General features: G+C 42.4%; 19 protein-coding genes. 3 read left to right on the forward strand and 16 right to left on the reverse strand.

Going from position 1 to position 17,515, the window contains the following annotated elements; genetic code table 11:
* The first annotated feature begins 529 nt into the window (after window positions 1-529).
* Window positions 530-1,183 carry a Crp/Fnr family transcriptional regulator gene (locus ACH33_RS11740; RefSeq protein ID WP_057899192.1) on the forward strand — a complete coding sequence of 218 codons (654 nt, stop codon included), beginning with the start codon at window positions 530-532 and terminating at the stop codon, window positions 1,181-1,183.
* A 230-nt stretch (window positions 1,184-1,413) separates the two neighbouring features.
* On the forward strand, window positions 1,414-2,028 hold the full coding sequence (locus ACH33_RS11745) for a Crp/Fnr family transcriptional regulator (RefSeq protein ID WP_057899193.1): 615 nt from the start codon (window positions 1,414-1,416) through the stop codon (window positions 2,026-2,028).
* A 308-nt stretch (window positions 2,029-2,336) separates the two neighbouring features.
* Here ACH33_RS11745 and ACH33_RS11750 read toward each other — a convergent pair whose 3' ends face one another.
* From ACH33_RS11750 to ACH33_RS11795, 10 genes are all read right to left on the reverse strand, one after another.
* Window positions 2,337-2,582, reverse strand: coding sequence for an HGGxSTG domain-containing protein (locus ACH33_RS11750; RefSeq protein WP_057899194.1), 246 nt, complete (start codon window positions 2,580-2,582; stop codon window positions 2,337-2,339).
* Between the two features lie 222 nt (window positions 2,583-2,804).
* Window positions 2,805-3,287 carry an antitoxin YezG family protein gene (locus ACH33_RS11755; RefSeq protein ID WP_057899195.1) on the reverse strand — a complete coding sequence of 161 codons (483 nt, stop codon included), beginning with the start codon at window positions 3,285-3,287 and terminating at the stop codon, window positions 2,805-2,807.
* Window positions 3,288-3,872, reverse strand: a complete 585-nt coding sequence (locus ACH33_RS11760; RefSeq protein WP_057899196.1) for a DNA/RNA non-specific endonuclease — start codon at window positions 3,870-3,872, stop codon at window positions 3,288-3,290.
* A gap of 47 nt (window positions 3,873-3,919) precedes the next feature.
* Complete coding sequence (locus ACH33_RS11765; protein ID WP_057899197.1) at window positions 3,920-5,488, reverse strand: hypothetical protein; 1,569 nt, start codon at window positions 5,486-5,488, stop codon at window positions 3,920-3,922.
* A gap of 100 nt (window positions 5,489-5,588) precedes the next feature.
* Complete coding sequence (gene istB, locus ACH33_RS11770) at window positions 5,589-6,344, reverse strand: IS21-like element helper ATPase IstB (RefSeq protein WP_057897355.1); 756 nt, start codon at window positions 6,342-6,344, stop codon at window positions 5,589-5,591.
* Window positions 6,341-7,549, reverse strand: a complete 1,209-nt coding sequence (gene istA / locus ACH33_RS11775) for an IS21 family transposase (RefSeq protein ID WP_057897356.1) — start codon at window positions 7,547-7,549, stop codon at window positions 6,341-6,343. The genes istB and istA overlap by 4 nt, the downstream gene beginning before the upstream one ends.
* A gap of 417 nt (window positions 7,550-7,966) precedes the next feature.
* Entirely contained in the window at window positions 7,967-8,437 is a 471-nt protein-coding gene (locus ACH33_RS11780; RefSeq protein ID WP_057899198.1) for a hypothetical protein, read from the reverse strand.
* Between the two features lie 12 nt (window positions 8,438-8,449).
* The gene (locus ACH33_RS11785) at window positions 8,450-8,851 is read right to left on the reverse strand and encodes a DNA/RNA non-specific endonuclease (RefSeq protein ID WP_091260491.1); all 402 of its coding nucleotides are present in this window, start codon (window positions 8,849-8,851) and stop codon (window positions 8,450-8,452) included.
* Between the two features lie 146 nt (window positions 8,852-8,997).
* Entirely contained in the window at window positions 8,998-10,233 is a 1,236-nt protein-coding gene (locus tag ACH33_RS11790) for an IS110 family RNA-guided transposase (RefSeq protein WP_057899199.1), read from the reverse strand.
* Between the two features lie 183 nt (window positions 10,234-10,416).
* On the reverse strand, window positions 10,417-11,199 hold the full coding sequence (locus tag ACH33_RS11795) for a recombinase family protein (RefSeq protein WP_057899200.1): 783 nt from the start codon (window positions 11,197-11,199) through the stop codon (window positions 10,417-10,419).
* A gap of 172 nt (window positions 11,200-11,371) precedes the next feature.
* Between ACH33_RS11795 and ACH33_RS11800 the strand changes: the two genes are divergently transcribed.
* Window positions 11,372-11,584, forward strand: coding sequence for a helix-turn-helix domain-containing protein (locus ACH33_RS11800; RefSeq protein ID WP_057899201.1), 213 nt, complete (start codon window positions 11,372-11,374; stop codon window positions 11,582-11,584).
* Here the strand turns inward: ACH33_RS11800 and ACH33_RS11805 are convergent.
* The 6 genes from ACH33_RS11805 to ACH33_RS11830 form a co-directional block, all read right to left on the reverse strand.
* Window positions 11,581-12,405 (reverse strand): hypothetical protein, encoded by an 825-nt coding sequence (locus tag ACH33_RS11805; RefSeq protein ID WP_057899202.1) that lies wholly within the window; start codon window positions 12,403-12,405, stop codon window positions 11,581-11,583. The genes ACH33_RS11800 and ACH33_RS11805 overlap by 4 nt on opposite strands.
* Before the next feature lie 384 nt (window positions 12,406-12,789).
* Window positions 12,790-13,218, reverse strand: a complete 429-nt coding sequence (locus tag ACH33_RS11810) for an HGGxSTG domain-containing protein (protein WP_057899203.1) — start codon at window positions 13,216-13,218, stop codon at window positions 12,790-12,792.
* Between the two features lie 107 nt (window positions 13,219-13,325).
* The gene (locus ACH33_RS11815) at window positions 13,326-13,808 is read right to left on the reverse strand and encodes an antitoxin YezG family protein (RefSeq protein WP_057899204.1); all 483 of its coding nucleotides are present in this window, start codon (window positions 13,806-13,808) and stop codon (window positions 13,326-13,328) included.
* A complete protein-coding gene (locus ACH33_RS18780; protein ID WP_082706035.1) occupies window positions 13,801-15,339 on the reverse strand; it encodes a DNA/RNA non-specific endonuclease in 1,539 nt (512 codons plus the stop codon). Before ACH33_RS18780 ends, ACH33_RS11815 begins: the two co-directional genes overlap by 8 nt.
* Window positions 15,336-17,015: a contractile injection system protein, VgrG/Pvc8 family gene (locus ACH33_RS11825; protein ID WP_236782026.1), complete on the reverse strand. Its 1,680-nt coding sequence runs from the start codon at window positions 17,013-17,015 to the stop codon at window positions 15,336-15,338. The genes ACH33_RS18780 and ACH33_RS11825 overlap by 4 nt, the downstream gene beginning before the upstream one ends.
* Before the next feature lie 92 nt (window positions 17,016-17,107).
* The gene (locus ACH33_RS11830) at window positions 17,108-17,515 is read right to left on the reverse strand and encodes a DUF4280 domain-containing protein (protein ID WP_057899206.1); all 408 of its coding nucleotides are present in this window, start codon (window positions 17,513-17,515) and stop codon (window positions 17,108-17,110) included.

Below are 17,515 nucleotides of genomic sequence, written 5' to 3' on the forward strand. Positions count from 1 at the left end.
TTTTTCGTTTCTTATCTCCTTTCGGTTTTATCCTTAACTTATATTTTTATTTCGTACCTTATAGCTGCATTATAATATTGGATCGTCAGAATAACTGTAAACTCATTAACGTATTTTATAATTTTTTTTAAATCATACTAAAACATAAGATCATACATAAACCTGATGAGATACATTCATCAAACTTTATGATTCAAAACCCTAGAGTTCCAAACAAGGGATCTAATTTTGAATCCTCTAATGCTTCAATGCTCGTTCAGCACTGTGTTTATAATCCTAACATCCAGAAATGTGCAGGACAGCACTTCCCCGGTAAGTAATGATAAGCAGCATAAATATTCCTACCAAGTAGAAACATAGACATCGTATTCTTTACTAATTCTGTAACATTGACTCCCGCTCGCCATAGAAGAGAAAAAATACTTTTATCAATATAATTATTGTAAATATTTGAAAAATAATTATAATAAATTTAAGAATTTCTATTTTTTAGATAATATTATAAAATTCATATTTTAGGGGTGATATGATGGCAACTATATTTGAAACCGAATACAATTGGGAACCTTATTTAAAATATGGAACAAGGCAATTTGTAAAAAGAAAAACAGTGATATACAACCAGGGTTCCATTGGGGACGGGTTCTATTATCTTCACAAAGGCTTAGTGAGAATTGTGACTTCAACAGTAAAAGGGAGAAAACGGATATTAAACATTGTAGTTCCCGGCCAAATTTTAGGAATTCAATCCCTGGATCAGTACGCTCATTTTACAACAGCTGTAACCGTAAAAGATTGTGTACTCTATTATTTTCCTCGCGATCAATTTAAGGATTTAATAATGATATATCCCGATCTACGAAATCTCTTTGCTCAAACTATCATTCACAAAATGCGTATTCTTCTTGAAGGCATAAAATTGAACACGCTTTCATCCGAACAGCAAATCGCCATACTCCTCCTAAATATTTATGATGATTTTAAAAACTATAAAGTTCCTCTATCACAACAAGATCTTGCAAACTGTACAGGTCTAACCAGAATCACCGTATACAAAATACTAAAACAATGGAGAGAAGATAAAATTATACAGATCCAAAATCGCAGATTTATTATCAAAAGACCGGAACTATTAAAAAGGCTTGTAAAGGAGCCCTCACATAGCTTAAGTAAAAATGTTTGATCATTTAGGGTAAGAAGAAAAAAATATGTGAAGAATTTTCATTCATTTTTATTCGTATTTAATTTAGAAATTGAAGTTGAGCGAAGATCATCTGTCCTTTATCATATTGAAGAAAAATGTAGTTTTTTAGCAGGAATCATTTGTTATAACTTCAATGCATACTCTGGATTTGGATTTCACTCTATAAATAATTAACATACTAGAATAGGTGATCGAAAATAGGTGATCGAATGTTAGAACTTCGCTACACATGGGAACCCTTTTTAGACTATGGACAAAAACTTGAGTTGAAAAAGAACACCGTAATCTACCTCCAAGGAGAGAGTGGAAAAGGTTTCTACTATTTGAGTAAGGGAGGGGTCAAAATTTTATTTCTCTCAGATCAAGGGAACGAAAGGATTATTAACTACGTTCCGGTAGGGATGTTGTTAGGAGAACATGGAGTTCATAAAGAGAATTATCTAACTACGGCAGTTACTACCTCTCCTTCTGTTTTGTATTACTTCTCTGATGAAGATTTATCAAAAGTCTGTGCGGATCATCCAAATGCTGCAACGATATTTACCCATTCTCTCATCTACAAATTTAGGATACTAGCGGAAATTATATCCCTCCTTGATAGTGGAATAGAACACCAGATGGCTTACTATTTACTAAAGTTAGTGCACGAAAATGGGAATATTTCAATTGACCAAACATCGTTTGCTCAATATATTGGGACTTCACGCATCACTGTAAATAAAACTTTTCAGAAATGGAAACAGCAGGGATTGATTGAAATCACAGGACGGAAGATTCAGATTCTCGATATGAAGAAAATGAGCGAAATTGGGAAGGTTATGTAATCGGGCGTTTTGCATAATTTTTGCTCTTAGAGCCGCAAGGATTTTTTGACCACAAAAAGGGCTTTACACCAACTTATAGAGGAATACAGGGCCCCAAACCCATTCTACTAAATCTCCGTATCTTACTATCGCTGTAACATACTGCAAATTTGTTTACATCTTTTCCCTTGTGTCCTTGTCAAGGCTTCTTCAATCTGAATCCAGCGGATATCCTCTGTCTCCTCTCTGCTTCGCTGTAGCATTCTTGCTATACGCACGTCTTCCATGACGTACGGGTTATTGATCCGCTGGTGAGGTTGTAAGCCATATTATTGCTGCAACTTGTTTTGTTCTTGCGCCGTCAACGTCTCCCACGTTATGGTTTCATACTTCCCGGTTGTAAGTCTTGCTTTGTTGCCTGCGGCGTTTTGGTTTCTACACAGCTTGTTCCGATCTTTTGGACCTGTACTTTTTCCGCCGTGCATCCGGCATCTGCTGTTTTTCATCGGGATGTTTTGGCAACTTGTCCCTTTTCTAGTTGTTGCTCCGCATATGGTTGTTTGTCCTCGCATCATTGTTCTAATCCCTCCGTAACTTGCATGGGGTTTGTGTTTGAAGATTTTAGACGAAAAAATACCCCAGACGAATATTGGTACTCGTTTGGGGTTAATCTGCTCAGATTTCAAGTTAAAATAAAGCCTTTGAAAATTTATCAGTGTTTGTCAAGTTTTTAGTGTTTGGTTTGTTGGTGGTATTGTACGATCTCCTGTTGCTAAGCTGTAAACCCGGTAAAAATATCATTCATCATTCTCTTTAATGCTGTTTAAATATTCTTCTAAGAATCTCTTATCATCTTCATCCTCAGGCACAAAGCCTAGATATTCGTACTCCCAAACAATACTTCTCTCGTTATCATCAGCATCTGATAAGTCTTGATAATTATAATTAATTTTAAATTCGCCTTGATTGTCAAAAATTAAAGTAAGATTTGTCCATGGATCTTGTCCAGCATTTTTAAATTCTTCCCATAATTCCTGAAGTTCGTCTAACAATTGATGCCACAGTAATTTAAATTGCTCTTTATCTATATTGAACAACTCAGGAACATCATAGAAATATACTGGTTTTTCTTCTCCTTCTGGATAGTAATAAAAAAACGTTTTCCCCACATCTTCGGTAATTTCTCCGTATAAATAAACCTTTTTCCAATCTTCCGGAATCATTTGGATAACCGTTTGAGCAATTTTTGTATACAAACTTCCCAATTTGTTCTCGTCCATTTATTTGCCTCCTGGCTTATTATTAAATCGTACAGGTACCCACTTCTTGTTTCCAATCTTATACTCTATTTCAAAACTTACTGGGCGCTGTGAATCCCCTTTGTATACTGGATTAATTTTTACCTCTACAGACTTAGGTGGCTTACTATTTAGAGCCTTCGCCCACATATTCTCAAGTTTCTTCCACTCACCTTTATTCAGATTACCATTCATAGGAACTAGGTTGTCAAGACCACCCGAACCTTTAAATATAGTTGCTATTAAATGTCCGCCTTCATCGTCTGGTAGTCTATCTTCTCTACCCACCACCTTCTGAGCATGGGTATTTCTTTTTCCTTGTTCTAAATTAAGTTTTCCTTCACAACTTACTATACGCCCCTTATCATCGGTTTTGTAGGTGTGTCCCGATGGAGTTGTATATTCGACGTTCGGTTTTAATACCTTTCTTCTTTTTTCATCTCTTGTATAATGGTCACCATAGTTTACCTTAGTAGGAGGTTTCGAAGGTGTAGCTTTTGCCGTCCCCTTAGCTACCCTCTCAGCTCCCCCTGTCGCGGCATCCTTCCCTTCTTTTTTAATGAACATCACAGTAGGGAATTGGGAGCCAGTTCCGGTATCTACTGCCCTGACCTCTACCCTGTACGAATATCTTGAATATCCCGCTTAATCTTATCCTTGACGCTCTTTGCTATCTTTCTGATAGCGGCTTTTGCCGCTAGTATCGCATCCTTAATGCGTTTTTTCAATTTCGCAATCGCGGCTGCAATTTCCTTACCGACTTTCCTAATCGTCCGCGCCGCCGTCAGCACTTTCCCCTTCAACGGGTCGATTGCCTTCTTCGCCAATCTAGCAAAATCCTTCGCCTTGTCCGCTGCCTTGACCATCTTTTTCTCGATTTTCGCCGTTTTCGCCGCTTTCATGGCCCGTTTGGCGAACTTGGCACCCGTAGCTGCGGCTCCGGCAAAGGGGATGCAGGCGGCAAACAATAATGCGGCATCCGCGTAGTTCCCTCTGGCCAAGGAGATGATTCCGTTGGCCACGTCCGCGATTTCGCCCACGCCGGGGATCAAGCCGACCACGTCCAGGGCGAGCTGCACGCCGTCCAGGAGATTGCCCCAAAAGCCGGACTCTTCCTCCTGCTGTGGCGGCTCCGTTTCCAGTTCTTCCTCCTGCGGCAGGTCTTCCACCACTACAGGCGCTTTGTACGAACCTTCCATCTCGAGCCGCGGCGCCTGTATGTCTGAGGTTCCATCCAGCACGATGCTGCTTGCGCCGCACAAGAGGTAGATCCCCTCCTGCGCCTGGATGCTTACCTTCTTCTCCACCTGGATTTCCACATCCTTTTCCGCCGCAAAGACGATGGGCTTCATGCTGTGAATCTCGATTCCGGCCTCTTCATGCAGCTTGAGAAAAATGTTTCCTTCCTCGCTCTGTTTCGCGGTGAAGACCAGTTCCTTTCCGGCCATCATCATCTCTTTGCCGTGAGGGGTCCCCCAGTACTTCACGCTAGGATTCGCCATCTTGGGAGAGCTTCCCCCTCCCTTTCGCACCGAGCTGATGGCCAGCGCTTCTTCTTCCCGGCTGCCGGGGAAGTACAGCTTTACCGCGTCACCGAGTTGGGGCATGCAGTGCCGCTGTGCCCTTCGGCGGTGTAAAAGGTGGAATACGAGAACCAATATGCCTCGCTTTTCTTCTGTTCCTTGTCGATGTCCAGATGGATCCGGACGGTATCTTTGGCGACATCGATGATCTTTCCTTCCAGCGAAGCGCCAATCGCCAACGAGGGCTTCGTTGTGGATCAAGTTTTGCCGGATGCCTTTTTCTTGGACCAGTATGTATTCGTATCTCAAGATGCCGTTTTTCATCTCGGCTGTGGAGCGGGCAACCATCCATTCTTTTCCCTTAAAGGTAACCCGATCCCCTATATTCACATAGCGGTCTGTCTCTACGACATGACACATAAAGGCTTTTTCGTCCAGTCCTGCGAAGTAGTTTTCGCTCGTTTCCATGAACTCGGACAAGTTTTTCTTCACGCAGTAATGTGTATCTGACAGCTCCGCCGGCCTTCCTTCCGGCATGCCAAACCAGAACTTGGGCATGTCCGCCGCCGCTTCCGGCAGCAGAACGGCCCCAAAATGGGACGCCATTCGTTTCAGAAACTGCCAGTCTGTTTCATCATATTGAATGATACACTTACCCAATTGAAAAGATTCCGACGCTTGATCGATATAGTCTGCCCCGTGTCAAGGCCGGCTATAACTTCCCCAAAATCGCCGTTTTAAAATTCCCCAGAAGGGCTCCTCACGAACCCTTCTGTTTTCGTGATGCAGCCTTCTTTTCCCGTAATCTGTAGCTTTCACCTTTCATGTTAAAGATACGAGAATGATGCAGAAGTCGATCCAACATCGCTGTCGCAATAACTGGATCTCCCAATACTTCTCCCCATTCACCAAATGACTTGTTGGAGGTCATGATGATAGAACCACGTTCATAGCGGCGAGAGATGACTTGAAAAAGATAGTGGGCACTTCCGTGCTCTAGATGCATATAACCCATCTCATCCACAATGAGTAAACTTGGCTTTACGAATGTGCGAAGCTTTTTCTCCAACTTTCCTTCTTGGTCCGCTTTTCGTAACTGGGAGATTAGCTCCTGTGCTGTAATGAAATATACCTTATGCCCTTGTCCAATTGCCTCAAGAGCGATGGAAACGGCAAGATGTGTTTTCCCAATGCCGGGAGGACCAAGAAAGATGAGGTTCTCTTTGTGTTTCAAGAATGAAAGGGTCATCAATTCTCGAATACGCCGTTCATCTACAGAAGTCTGCACAGAGAAGTCAAACTCGTCCAACGTTTTGCGAAACGGTAGTTTCGCCAACTTGAGTAACGTTTCCGTTGTACGTTGATGCTTCTGCGCAATTTCTGCTTCTAGAAGGCTGAATAAAAACGCAGAGTATGGTACATTATTCTTGGCAGCTTGTTCTGCTGCTTCCGACCACATATCGCATATGGTCGGTAAATTTAATCTTTGACAGTACTCTTCGATTTTCTCCATCATGACATCTCACCTCCGGTGAGCTCGTCATATTCAGAAAGCGAACGAGTATGTACCTCAAAATGAGAAGCGGGTTGAGAGCGGCCAACTCCAATGTCCTGTTTCTCATTTTGCTTTTGCGGAAGGAAAATCACGTTCTCGTGAAGCTGTTTGCACGAGATGCGCACTCCTTGATAGTAGGCTGTCACTTGTCCATCTAGGGACTCTTTGACCAGTATCTCTTTTTGTGAGTACTCTGGATCCACAATCCATTTCACGCCACGATAGGAGAACGTCCCGTCGAAATGCGTCTTGCGATAGGAACGATAACTTGTGTCATAGTCCGCTTTCTGGAGAATCGGCTGAAGCTTTTCTTCTGCCCAACGCTCTTGCGGAGAAACCCCTGTCGTATCGTTTTTCTTGCGGTTTCCAACGCGATCCAGCCATCGAAGAAGCTGTTGGTTCAGATCCTCTACCGAATCGTAAGATGTCCCTACATAGAATGAATTTATAATGTACTGAATGGCTCGCTCTACTTTGCCCTTTGTTTGAGCCCTGTAGGGCTTACAAGCCTTCGGAGTGAAGGAGTAGTAAGAGGCAAACTCCGCAAATCGTTCATTCCACTTCACCACACCTTGTTCCCGTCCATCTGTCACAGTCTTCATGTTGTCAAACAAGATATGTTGCGGAACACCGCCAAAATACTTGAAACTATGAATGAGACACTGCATCAAGTGCTCCTGGTCTTGAGACGTTGTCACTTCTGCATACTTCATTCTGGAGTATCCTAATACGGCAACGAACATTGTCAGCTTGACTGGTTCGCCATGTAGGATCACGGTGCCAATTTCTTTCCAGTCTACCTGCATCTGTTCTCCAGGCAACGTTTCATACCGTACGGTATACTTCGCTCTATGCGTATCCCGAAAGGGCTTGATGTAGTCTTTCAGGATCGTTCTTCCCCCTGTATAACCAAGGCTCTGGATTTCTCCATACAGTTTCTCGCTGTTAAACACACCATCTTCTATCATGCGTTTATGCAAGTAGTCTTTATAGCGGTCTAGTTTACTTCCTCGGCTCGTTCGTTTCTTTTTCAAAGGCGGGGAGTTTTCCCCAAGATACTTACGAACTGTTTTTCGATCAATCCCCAACTGCCGGGCAATGTCAGAGATAGACATTCCTTTCCGGTATAACTCCTTGATCATAAAAAATTCCCCTCTCGTAATCATGAACCATAGCTCCTCTCAGATGTCTATGGTTCTTATTGTAGGTTGGGGAATTTTATTCCGGCTATATTGGGGATTTTATCATCGGCTTTAACACCCCGGGGTAATCCGCTATGATGGTATCGATCAGGCTGGTGTGTTGTTGAAAATAGATTAGCGAATTTTGTTCAAAGGTACTTGACGGTTACACCATATTTTTCTTCCTCATTTTTTCACATGCAAAAAAGGCTTACTCCTCCTCATTGTTCGAGTTGGAATAAGCCTTTGAAAGTTTATCAAGTGTTTATAAGATTGTACGATCCTGCCTCTAAAATGTAAACCCGGCGAATAAAAATTAGAAACTTAACCTATCCTTTTCTCATTTTCAATACTCAATACATTATTTCACTTGAACAAAATATTTTACAAACTTGAAGTGTACTACGCTTGTGATTTACTAATCTCTTCAAACCATTGTTCAAATAGATCATCTGGAAGTAATTCATCATCATTTGAATATACTAACTCATATTTATAATTTGCCACTAAACTATTTTTTTCTACGTTATAATGCAATTTCATTTCAGTCGGCATCTCTCGATTGAAAGCATTACATACCTCATGTATTTTCTTTAAATCCTCAATACAAATATTTAAGAGCCCTAATTGTCTATCTCTTGAAACATCATAATTATATTCTTGTGTTCCATTTACTAATCTAACGGCGTCGTTAACCTTATGTTTTAGTACAAATGTCTTATTAATCCTATAAAACACATTGAAATAATAAGTCTCTGGTTCATAAGAACAATATAAATAAATATCCTCTGCTTTATGGTCTACGTATTCTAAACATACAGATACCATATCAGCCTGTAACTCTGAAAAGTAATCTTCAAAACTCTTAGTCAATAGAATCACTCCTTAATTTTTTATAACAAGCTTATCAATAGCTCCATCAATTTCATAAATCACTTCAAATTCTGTAGGTCTAGGATTTTCACCGTCATACTTAATTTTAACCTCAACTTTTACATTTTTTCCGTTTTTTATTGCTTTTGCCCATTTATTTTCAAGCTTTTTATATTTACTCAAGTTTACTTCACTTGATTGCGAGACAAGATTGTCTAACTCAGGAGAACCACCGAACCTATCTCCCGCCAGATGACCTGCATGGTCTCCTGGCTGTTTACCTGGTGTATTTGAAGCATGCGGTAATCGTTTATCTCTTGTAGTCAATTTTAAATCATCAGCACTAAACTTTTCAATTCTACCAAGATGATCTGTTTCATAATCATATTGGTGCTCACCAGCTTTATACTTCACATTCGGTTTAAGTTTCCCTGCATCATCAAATGGATTATCGACAAAAGTCTTATTAGGAGCTTTACCCGTCCCCTATGTTGTAAAGCTGGCGATCTACAACGAATGGCGGCTATTGTTTGTTATGAACAACGCCACCTTTGGCTGGATTAGCTTACCCGTTGTTCCACCTGTTCGGGCATACGAAAGGCGGTTTTGTTTTTCATCATGCCGTAAATAATGTTGACTAAACGGCGCATGACACATACCAACGCTTGGGTTGGCGTTTTTCCTTCTTCTTTCTTACGGTTGAAGTATTCATAAAATAATGGGTTGCGAGGCTTTTTGCTGCCTTTGGATACTTGTACTTGCTGTACTGCTAGATTGTAAAACAAGCCATGCAGTACCCTGTTTCCCTGTCTACTTTTTTGGTTCGTACCTTTCCCGCCAGAACTGAAATTGACAGGCGCTATTCCTGCAAAACGTGCCAGTTTGTCTGCACTGGCAAAGCGGTTGATGTCGCCAATTTCCGCCACTAACGCCGATGCTGTTACCAAATCAATCCCCGGCATCGTTTCCAGTTTGTAGTCTAGCCTATCCATCATCCTACTTACTTCGTTTTCTACATACTGGATTTCCTGCTTTTTGAATTTTATATCTCGCACATGGCTTTGAATTAAAAAGTCTCGTTGTTCCTGATAGCTTCTTGTCGTGTCACCATCTGCTCGTACAAGTGAGAGAATGTCCTCTGCTTTCCTTGTAGAACAGGCGTTATGGCTAGACTTCCGTAAAAATGCCGCCAATGTTTCTACCGAAACACCTTCGAGTAAATGTGGGGCGGGGTACTTCTGCCAAAACGCCAGCGCACACTTGCCGTCAATGTCACTAAAAAACTTTCGGTAGCTGGGGTAGTGATAACTCAGCTGCATGTGCAACTGGTTTTTGAGCGCTACCAATGCTTTCACCAAGCCATTCCTTCTCGTCACCAGTTGACCAATCGTCCAGTACACGTCTTGCGGGTTTGCATCGGGCAATATGTCCAGCTTGTTTAACAGGATTTTCGCTACACATTCCGCATCCCAGCTATCACTTTTTTGTGTGGTCGGGTAGCTTTTGCGCTCGGCATACGAAAAGGCGGAGTTTACTTCTTTCACCTTTTGGTTATTTTCCAACAAGTACACCGCTAACGAGCGACCATATCCACCTACATCTTCCAACCCATACACAGGGGTCATGCCTTTTTTCGTAAACGACTTTACATATGCCATCAGTTCATGGAAAGCGGCAGGTTTATTTTCAAAGGTACATTCCCCCAGTTTTTCATTCCAGCAGTTTATGACCACAGCCGTATGGGTTTTCTTATGCAGGTCAACTCCTACATAAATATGCTTCTGCTTATAGTGCATGAAAAAGCCATCTCCCCTGTTTATGAATGGTGTCAAACAACAATAAACGTCGGCAACCTGAGTTCAAGCGTTCGTCTAAAGACCCGCATTGGGACGCCAGCCTATCCGTTTATTTCTCGCTCAACGTAACCTGCCTAATCTATAATAAAAAGGTTCTATTTTTTAAATACCGCAGAAAACTTTTTATAAAATGGCTTCGTGCTGTCCAACTGCTTGGATGCCACCGTATGTATAGAAGCCCTGGTAAAACGCCTTGCGATCCAGCATATTTTTCACCTGCACTTTTGTAAACCGTTTGCCTTGTTGTGTACGATAGCCTTCGCTGTTTAGCTGTTCCGCCAACTGCGACAGCGACCATAATGAGTTTGTTTCTCTAAGCGCAAACAATCGGCGAACAATGGTTGCCTGTTCGTCATGAACTTGTATCTTCTTTTGTCCTTTTCTTGCCGTATAGCCAAACGGGACTCTGCCTCCAGCATACCCTCCTTCCTTCGCTTTCTTCGTTCTGCCTTTTCCCAGTTTCATCGCAATTTCCATCTTCTGATACTGGTCTAACAGTTCTAGCATTCCGTTCACCAAAAAATCGTTCGGGTCTTTCGTATAAATGCTGTAGTTCGGCTGTTCAATCGCCTTCACATCTACGTTATAGCGGCGCAACTCTCGTTGCACTACTACTTTCACCATATCCGAACGCCATAGTCTCGACGTATTCAGTACAACAATGCCCTCTACTTCTCGCCATCGCAGGTCATACAACATGTCCTGTAACCCTTCCCGTTCAATCGTTAACTCCTCTTCATCTACTTTTGCGCCGCTTATTCCTCTGTCCTCATACATATGCATAAGGTCAAGCCCGTTCGCTTCACAGTATCGTTCAATTTCTTCCACCTGATAGGCGAGGCTGTACCCGTCTTTTACCTGTCCTATGGTACTTACCCGTACATATCCCACGACTTTCTGTCGCATGTATTTCCCCTCCCGTAAAGAAAATTGTAATTTTCGTAACGGTTTACCGTTGATGCGTAGTATACGACCTCATCCAAAATCTGCACAACCCGTAATTTTATGCTCGTTTTCTTCACCAGAAGACCGTACACTATACGCAACCGTTATTTCATACAAGAGGAGGTGTCCCCTTATGTCCTATACCGTTCGTCTTCGTCTCAACGAAATTCTTGCCGAACAAAAAAAGACGCGAAAACAGCTTGCCCACCAAGCTGGTCTGCGTCCTTCTACTGTCAGTACGTTATGCAATCAACCGGTTCAGCGCATTTATCTACGTACACTCGCTTCTCTCTGTGAAACACTTGACGTATCCATCAGTGACTTGCTTGTTCTAGAGAAACACTAAGCCACTCCTAGCACCGCCGTATACACAGGTTCAAGTATTCTCTCCCACTCTTTCCTTGCCAGCCCGTTGAAATCCAACACATACTGGCTGGCAAGTTCTTTTTTCACTCCTTCTCGTATATACCGGGTGTATAGATTTGTTCCGTTCTGTATGTTTCGTATTTGTTCTGCCTTTTTCGGTTTCATCGCTGCCCAGTCTGTTATCACTGCCGCATAATACTGCTTGTTCTGTTCCGGCGGACAGTCTCGTATATGTGTCAGTTCAATATTTTCGGCTGGCTTATACACAATCTCAATGCGTGTCAATTCCCCTTCCATTTGTATCCCATGCCTGTCCCAAAGCTCCTGCTTCTTATCATACACCCGACAGTAACCATTTTGTTTTCGCTGATGCGGCACTCCGAAGTATCGAGTCGTTTTATACAAGTGTAAAGATCGCCGTATATCGCGGCTCATCACCACTACATTCTCTAGCGAAAACGGCACGTCATACGCAATGTCACAGCTTACAAATTCTACTCTGCTTGCTTTCTGTCGCAACCATTCCCATATCTCACTCAGTCGTTCGTAATATTCCGGTCGTGTCTCCAGGCGCAACGTATGTAAAAATCCTTCCTTCTCCCGAAAGTTCTTGTAAAACACATGTAGATATTCCCCCTTTCCCATCCGTATATGAAATTGATAACAGTATAATTTTCGATATACTCTCCAGCGTACCTTGTACTTCTGCAACAGCACACGCATAAAAAACCGATAAAATACAGACAGCGGCACGTCTTTGTATTCCAGCACAAGTTTGTCTACTGAAACGGTTGGCGTCATCCTTGTTCTCCCCCTTGTTTACCAAATTTTTTCGTAGGATATATAAAAAACTTAACACTTATTGGACTATATCATTATATTTTCCCCTCCCCATTCTCCCGGCTCAACAACAAAAAAAGCACCTGCATTACCCAGAAGGTAATCAAGTGCTCGAAGTTTGTTTGTATAATAAGTTTTCGCAAGTGTAGAAGGTTTCAAAGGATGCGGACAATCCGCAAGCTACGCACAGGCGTATGATATGGGCAAAAGTATGACACATATCCCGTTTGGCATCAAGAATAACATGTATGCCTACGAGCGCTTTCGCTCATGCCGTTCTCTTCCCCTGTCCGGTGTATTCAGTGGGATTCCTTGTAGAATGGCAGCATACCCGATTCTCGTAGGTTATCGCTGTAACATACTGCAAATTTGTTTAAACCTTTTCCCTTGTGTCCTTGTCAAGGCTTCTTCAATCTGAATCCAGCGGATATCCTCTGTCTCCTCTCTGCTTCGCTGTAGCATTCTTGCTATACGCACGTCTTCCATGACATATGGGTTATTTATCCGTTGGTAAGGTTGTAAGCCATAGTGTTGCCGCAACTTGTTTTGTTCTTGCGCTGTCAACGTCTCCCACGTTATGGTTTCATACTCCCCGGTTGTAACCCTTGCTTTGTTGCCTGCGGCGTTTTGGTTTCTACACAACTTTTTCCGGTCTTTTGGTCCTGTACTTTTTCCACCGTGCATCCGACATCTCCCGTTTTTCATCGGGATGTTTTGGCAACTTGTCCCCTTTCGGGTTAACGCACCGCAGATGGTTGTTTGTCCTCGCATCATGATTCTATTCCTCCGTAACTTGCATGGGGTTTGTGTATGAAGGTTTTAGGCGAAAAAATACCCCAGACGAGCTTTGAATACTCGTTTGGGGTAGATAATAGTTCTAATCATTCAGTTTTATCTTCAATACTTTTTAGATATTCTTCTAAAAATTCCCTATCATCGTCATCCTCTGGAATGAGTCCTAGATACTTATGTTCCCAAATTATTTGCTGCTCATGAGGATCAGCCTTAGAAAGATCATTATAACTGTAATCAATTTTAAAATTACCTTCATTATCAAGTATCAAAGTAAGATTTGACCAAGGTTGATTTGAATTAACTTTAAATTCATCCCATAGTTCTTTTAATAAATCTAATAATTGATACCACAATTGATCATACTCGTTTTCATTAATATCAAACAACTCAGGAATATCATGACTATATACAGGTTCATCACTCTCAACTGGGTAATAAAAGAAATAAGATTTACGCACTCCCTCAGTTAATTCGGCATACAAATAAACTTTATCCCAATCCTCCGGTATTGTTTCAATAATATTCTGTGCAATTGCTTGATATATACTGCCTAGTTTAGCTTCATCCACCTGATTTCCCTCCCGAAACATTTTCAAAATCGACTTTTACCCATCTGCCTTTTCCAATCTTATATTTTATTTCAAAGCTATCAGGACGTTGAGAGCCATCTAAATACTTAGGCTTAATTTTTACCTCTACTGATTTTTTTTGTTCTAAAGCCTTTGCCCACATGTTCTCAAGTTTCTTCCATTCACCTTTGTTCAGATTACCATTCATAGGAACTAGGTTGTCAAGACCACCCGAACCTTTAAATATAGTTGCTATTAAATGTCCGCCTTCATCGTCTGGTAGTCTATCTTCTCTACCCACCACCTTCTGAGCATGGGTATTTCTTTTTCCTTGTTCTAAATTAAGTTTTCCTTCACAACTTACTATACGCCCCTTATCATCGGTTTTGTAGGTGTGTCCCGATGGAGTTGTATATTCGACGTTCGGTTTTAATACCTTTCTTCTTTTTTCATCTCTTGTATAATGGTCACCATAGTTCACCTTGGTAGGAGGTTTCGAAGGTGTAGCTTTTTCCGTCCCCTGAGTAGTTTTATTCCTGTTGCTTCCTCCAATTGATATTGAGCCTCTTTCATTATTTATAACATTTATCACATGGGGGGGTAATCTCATTGCTGCCTTTGCCATTTGCTTAGTAACAACCGATAAACCTTTGTCGCCTACTAAGTTTACAACCTTATTCCCCCCAAATTTCCCAATCACATAAGCTCGCTGCTCAGGGCTCAATTTCTGAAATTCATCATATTCTTTCTCTATGCCAAGGATAACTTTGTTCGTTGTTCCGAACGGGTCACTCACCATTTGTCCAGCAAATTTTTTTGCCTTGCTATACTCTCCCCTCAGGGATTGACCAATATTTTGTACCGTTTGCTCTGGATTATACCAAAGTTGTTTTGCTAACTCCACTGTATCTGTGAACGCTTCTTTTCCACCATCCCAAACTCCCTTTCCAAAACTTTTAGATAGTACAAGGGCCTTTCGCATGTCATTTTTTAATCGCTTAACCCTTTCATTCTGGCTGAGGTTATTCTTTATCTTCCTTGCCTGGGTAACAACCTTTCCCCCTTCACGCTTTACGAATGCAGTCGCTTTTTGTTTCGCTGCTTCCAATGTCCCTTTTGTCTTCTTTGTAAATGCTTTCGTTGCCCTTGCCATCGAATTCAAAAATTTTTGTGTTTGTAATACTGCCTTCTTTGCGAATGCTTTTGCTGCTTTCCCTATCTTTTTCCCCGCTTTTACAATCTTCTTTACTGCTGTTTTGGCTACTTTTATTCCCTTCTTTATAGCCATTTTTGTTGCTTTCACAGCCGATGTTATAAACTTTTGTACCTTTACCCCATTCTGTTTAATGGTCGTTGTGAGCTTGGATACCGTTCTCTTTATGGCTGTTCCTGTTTTTGATGCCGTTTTTTTTATCGCTGTTACTCCTCGTGACACTGTTCGCTGCACAGCGGCTGTCGCTCTTGACACCGACTGTGAAAACTTCCTTATTTGCAGTCCTGCCTTCTTTTTTAATGTCCCCCACCAGCTCATGTCTTCCGCCCAGCTTTCTTAGCTTTGACTGCTTTTAGCGCCATTTTCGCTCGTGCGGCCACCTCACCAACAAAAGGGACACATGCCGCAACAGTGCGAGCGATGTCTTTCCCGCCTTCCTGAAGATTCCCGTCCGCATCTCCTGATCCCGGGATCAATCCTGCTACGTGCTGGGCGAGTTCCGTCCTGTCTCCCTCCCATTCTTTCTGTGGAGCTTCCTCTTCTTCTATCAAATCGTCTACAACAACTGGCCCTTTCACCGTACCTTCCATTTCCACTCGCAAACCCTGAATATCGGTGATGCCATCCAGCATCATACTGCTTGCACCGCATACCATGTAGACAGCTTCCTGTGCCTGGACACTTAGCTCATTACCTGCATCGATTTTCAGGTCTTTTTCCGAGGTAAAGACGATCGGTTTTTCGCTGTGGATTTCGATGCCATCTTCTTCATGCAGCTTGAGGAAGATTCCCTCTTCCTTGGCGGTAAAAATAAGTTCCTGTCCCCCCAGCATCATCTCTTTGCCATGCGGCGTTCCCCAGTATTTGATAGTGGGGTCTTCTACCTTGGGAGAACGGTCTTGTCCTCTGCGAATGGAGCAAATGGCTACCGCTTCTTCTTCCCGGTTGCCCGGGATGTACAGCTTCACAGTATCTCCTAGCTCCGGCATGCAGTACCAGCCACTGTTGCTTTCAGCGGTGTAGGGTGTGGAATACGGAAACCAGCAGGCTTCGTTTTTGTCCTGGGTTTTATCGATATCGAGGTGAATTTTGACGGTGTCTTTGGCTACATCGAGGATTTTGCCTTCCAGGGATGCCCCTGTAATCTGATCGTTAAAAATCAGGTTTTGCCGGATGCCTTTTTCCGATGCTAATATGTATTCGTAGGTCATGGTGCCGTTTTTCATCACAGCCGTAGACTCAGCAACCACTCGCTCCTTCCCTTTGTAGGTTATTCTGTCTCCAAGATTGAAATAGGCTTCGCTTTCTATTCGATAGTACAAAAAATCGTTCCCGCTCAACCCTGCTGCATAATCGTTCTCTGTTGTTTTCATATAGATGGGAAGGGTTTTCTTCACGCTGTATTGATGCTCCCATAGCTCTCCCGGTCTTCCTTCCGGCATGCCGAACCAAAACTTTGGTGCATCTGCCGTCGCTTCTGGAAGAAGAACCGCACCAAAATGGGAGGCCATTCGTTTCAGAAACTGCCAGTCTGTCTCTTCATATTGTATGATGCATTTCCTAAGTTTGGAAGTCTCCGAAACAGTATCAATATAGTCAGAACCAGAATAATTGGCGAGGATTGTCTCGATCAAGTCAGTGTATAGCATGTCTTTATTTTGAAAGGAGCGGCTTTTCCGCTTCACATCCATCCTGCACGTATGGGATCTGGCTTCCAGTTCTATGTAATAGATACCTCTAACAGCCTTGATCTCGATATGGGACACCTGTCCGCTAAAAAGTGGCCGTACGATGCGACCATTTTCCACCTGGTTAACTTTCACCGTATCCGTACTGTTTGCCATTTCAATATAGAAGTCTTGTTGTTCTTCCGGGATTATCCCTGTGACATAGAGTTTCGCATGGTCATTTACTGTTTTCACAATTTTAATTTCATTTAGACGTTGCACCTCATAAGGAGATATAAGCTCAACATTTCCATACCCTGCCCTCATTTCCACCTCACCCCTCCTTTACTTTTCCTGTGAAGTCCATAATAAAGTGACATGTTCCTTCTTCAGTCCCCGCTACATCTACCTTCCATTTCTTACTCCTGTCCATCATCTACAATACTGATGATCCCAGCATACATACACTGGTTCGTGCATTTGTTGAGAAGTGCGGGATATTTCCCGATCAGGACATTCTGTTTCCCGTTTATCCATGGCATCGTCACAACTGGCGTGCAAAGTATTCTTGTAAGCACACCTTTATTGGCCGCTGTGGCCGCCGCTACTGCCGGGTTGGCCATACTGCTGCACAAGCCGAAAGGCATGATGTTAATGTTTGGCTTATAATCCATAATGTTCAACTGTGCCTTGCCCCTGCTGTATACGCCATGACTGAAAGGAGCTTGCAGTTTGCTCTTCGTACTTCCATAACTGCAGGATAACACCGCCCCTGCCACTACATAGCTTTGCCCTTCCCCGTTACTATCAAAAATTTTGACGTCCAT

The sequence above is a fragment of the Aneurinibacillus sp. XH2 genome (assembly GCF_001439585.2).
GTDB classification, from domain to species: Bacteria; Bacillota; Bacilli; order Aneurinibacillales; family Aneurinibacillaceae; genus Aneurinibacillus; species Aneurinibacillus thermoaerophilus.

Coding starts and splice junctions, on each gene's coding strand:
- ACH33_RS11750 (WP_057899194.1), bottom strand. CDS start 2,582: ATGATGCGAGGACAAACAACCATATGCGGAGCAACAACTAGAAAAGGG.
- ACH33_RS11795 (WP_057899200.1), bottom strand. CDS start 11,199: ATGCGACAGAAAGTCGTGGGATATGTACGGGTAAGTACCATAGGACAG.
- ACH33_RS11830 (WP_057899206.1), bottom strand. CDS start 17,515: ATGGACGTCAAAATTTTTGATAGTAACGGGGAAGGGCAAAGCTATGTA.
- ACH33_RS11790 (WP_057899199.1), bottom strand. CDS start 10,233: ATGCACTATAAGCAGAAGCATATTTATGTAGGAGTTGACCTGCATAAG.
- ACH33_RS11810 (WP_057899203.1), bottom strand. CDS start 13,218: ATGATGCGAGGACAAACAACCATCTGCGGTGCGTTAACCCGAAAGGGG.
- ACH33_RS11740 (WP_057899192.1), top strand. CDS start 530: ATGGCAACTATATTTGAAACCGAATACAATTGGGAACCTTATTTAAAA.
- istB (WP_057897355.1), bottom strand. CDS start 6,344: ATGATGGAGAAAATCGAAGAGTACTGTCAAAGATTAAATTTACCGACC.
- ACH33_RS11805 (WP_057899202.1), bottom strand. CDS start 12,405: ATGACGCCAACCGTTTCAGTAGACAAACTTGTGCTGGAATACAAAGAC.
- ACH33_RS18780 (WP_082706035.1), bottom strand. CDS start 15,339: ATGAGCTGGTGGGGGACATTAAAAAAGAAGGCAGGACTGCAAATAAGG.
- ACH33_RS11745 (WP_057899193.1), top strand. CDS start 1,414: ATGTTAGAACTTCGCTACACATGGGAACCCTTTTTAGACTATGGACAA.
- ACH33_RS11760 (WP_057899196.1), bottom strand. CDS start 3,872: ATGTTCATTAAAAAAGAAGGGAAGGATGCCGCGACAGGGGGAGCTGAG.
- ACH33_RS11755 (WP_057899195.1), bottom strand. CDS start 3,287: ATGGACGAGAACAAATTGGGAAGTTTGTATACAAAAATTGCTCAAACG.
- ACH33_RS11800 (WP_057899201.1), top strand. CDS start 11,372: ATGTCCTATACCGTTCGTCTTCGTCTCAACGAAATTCTTGCCGAACAA.
- istA (WP_057897356.1), bottom strand. CDS start 7,549: ATGATTACGAGAGGGGAATTTTTTATGATCAAGGAGTTATACCGGAAA.
- ACH33_RS11825 (WP_236782026.1), bottom strand. CDS start 17,015: ATGAGGGCAGGGTATGGAAATGTTGAGCTTATATCTCCTTATGAGGTG.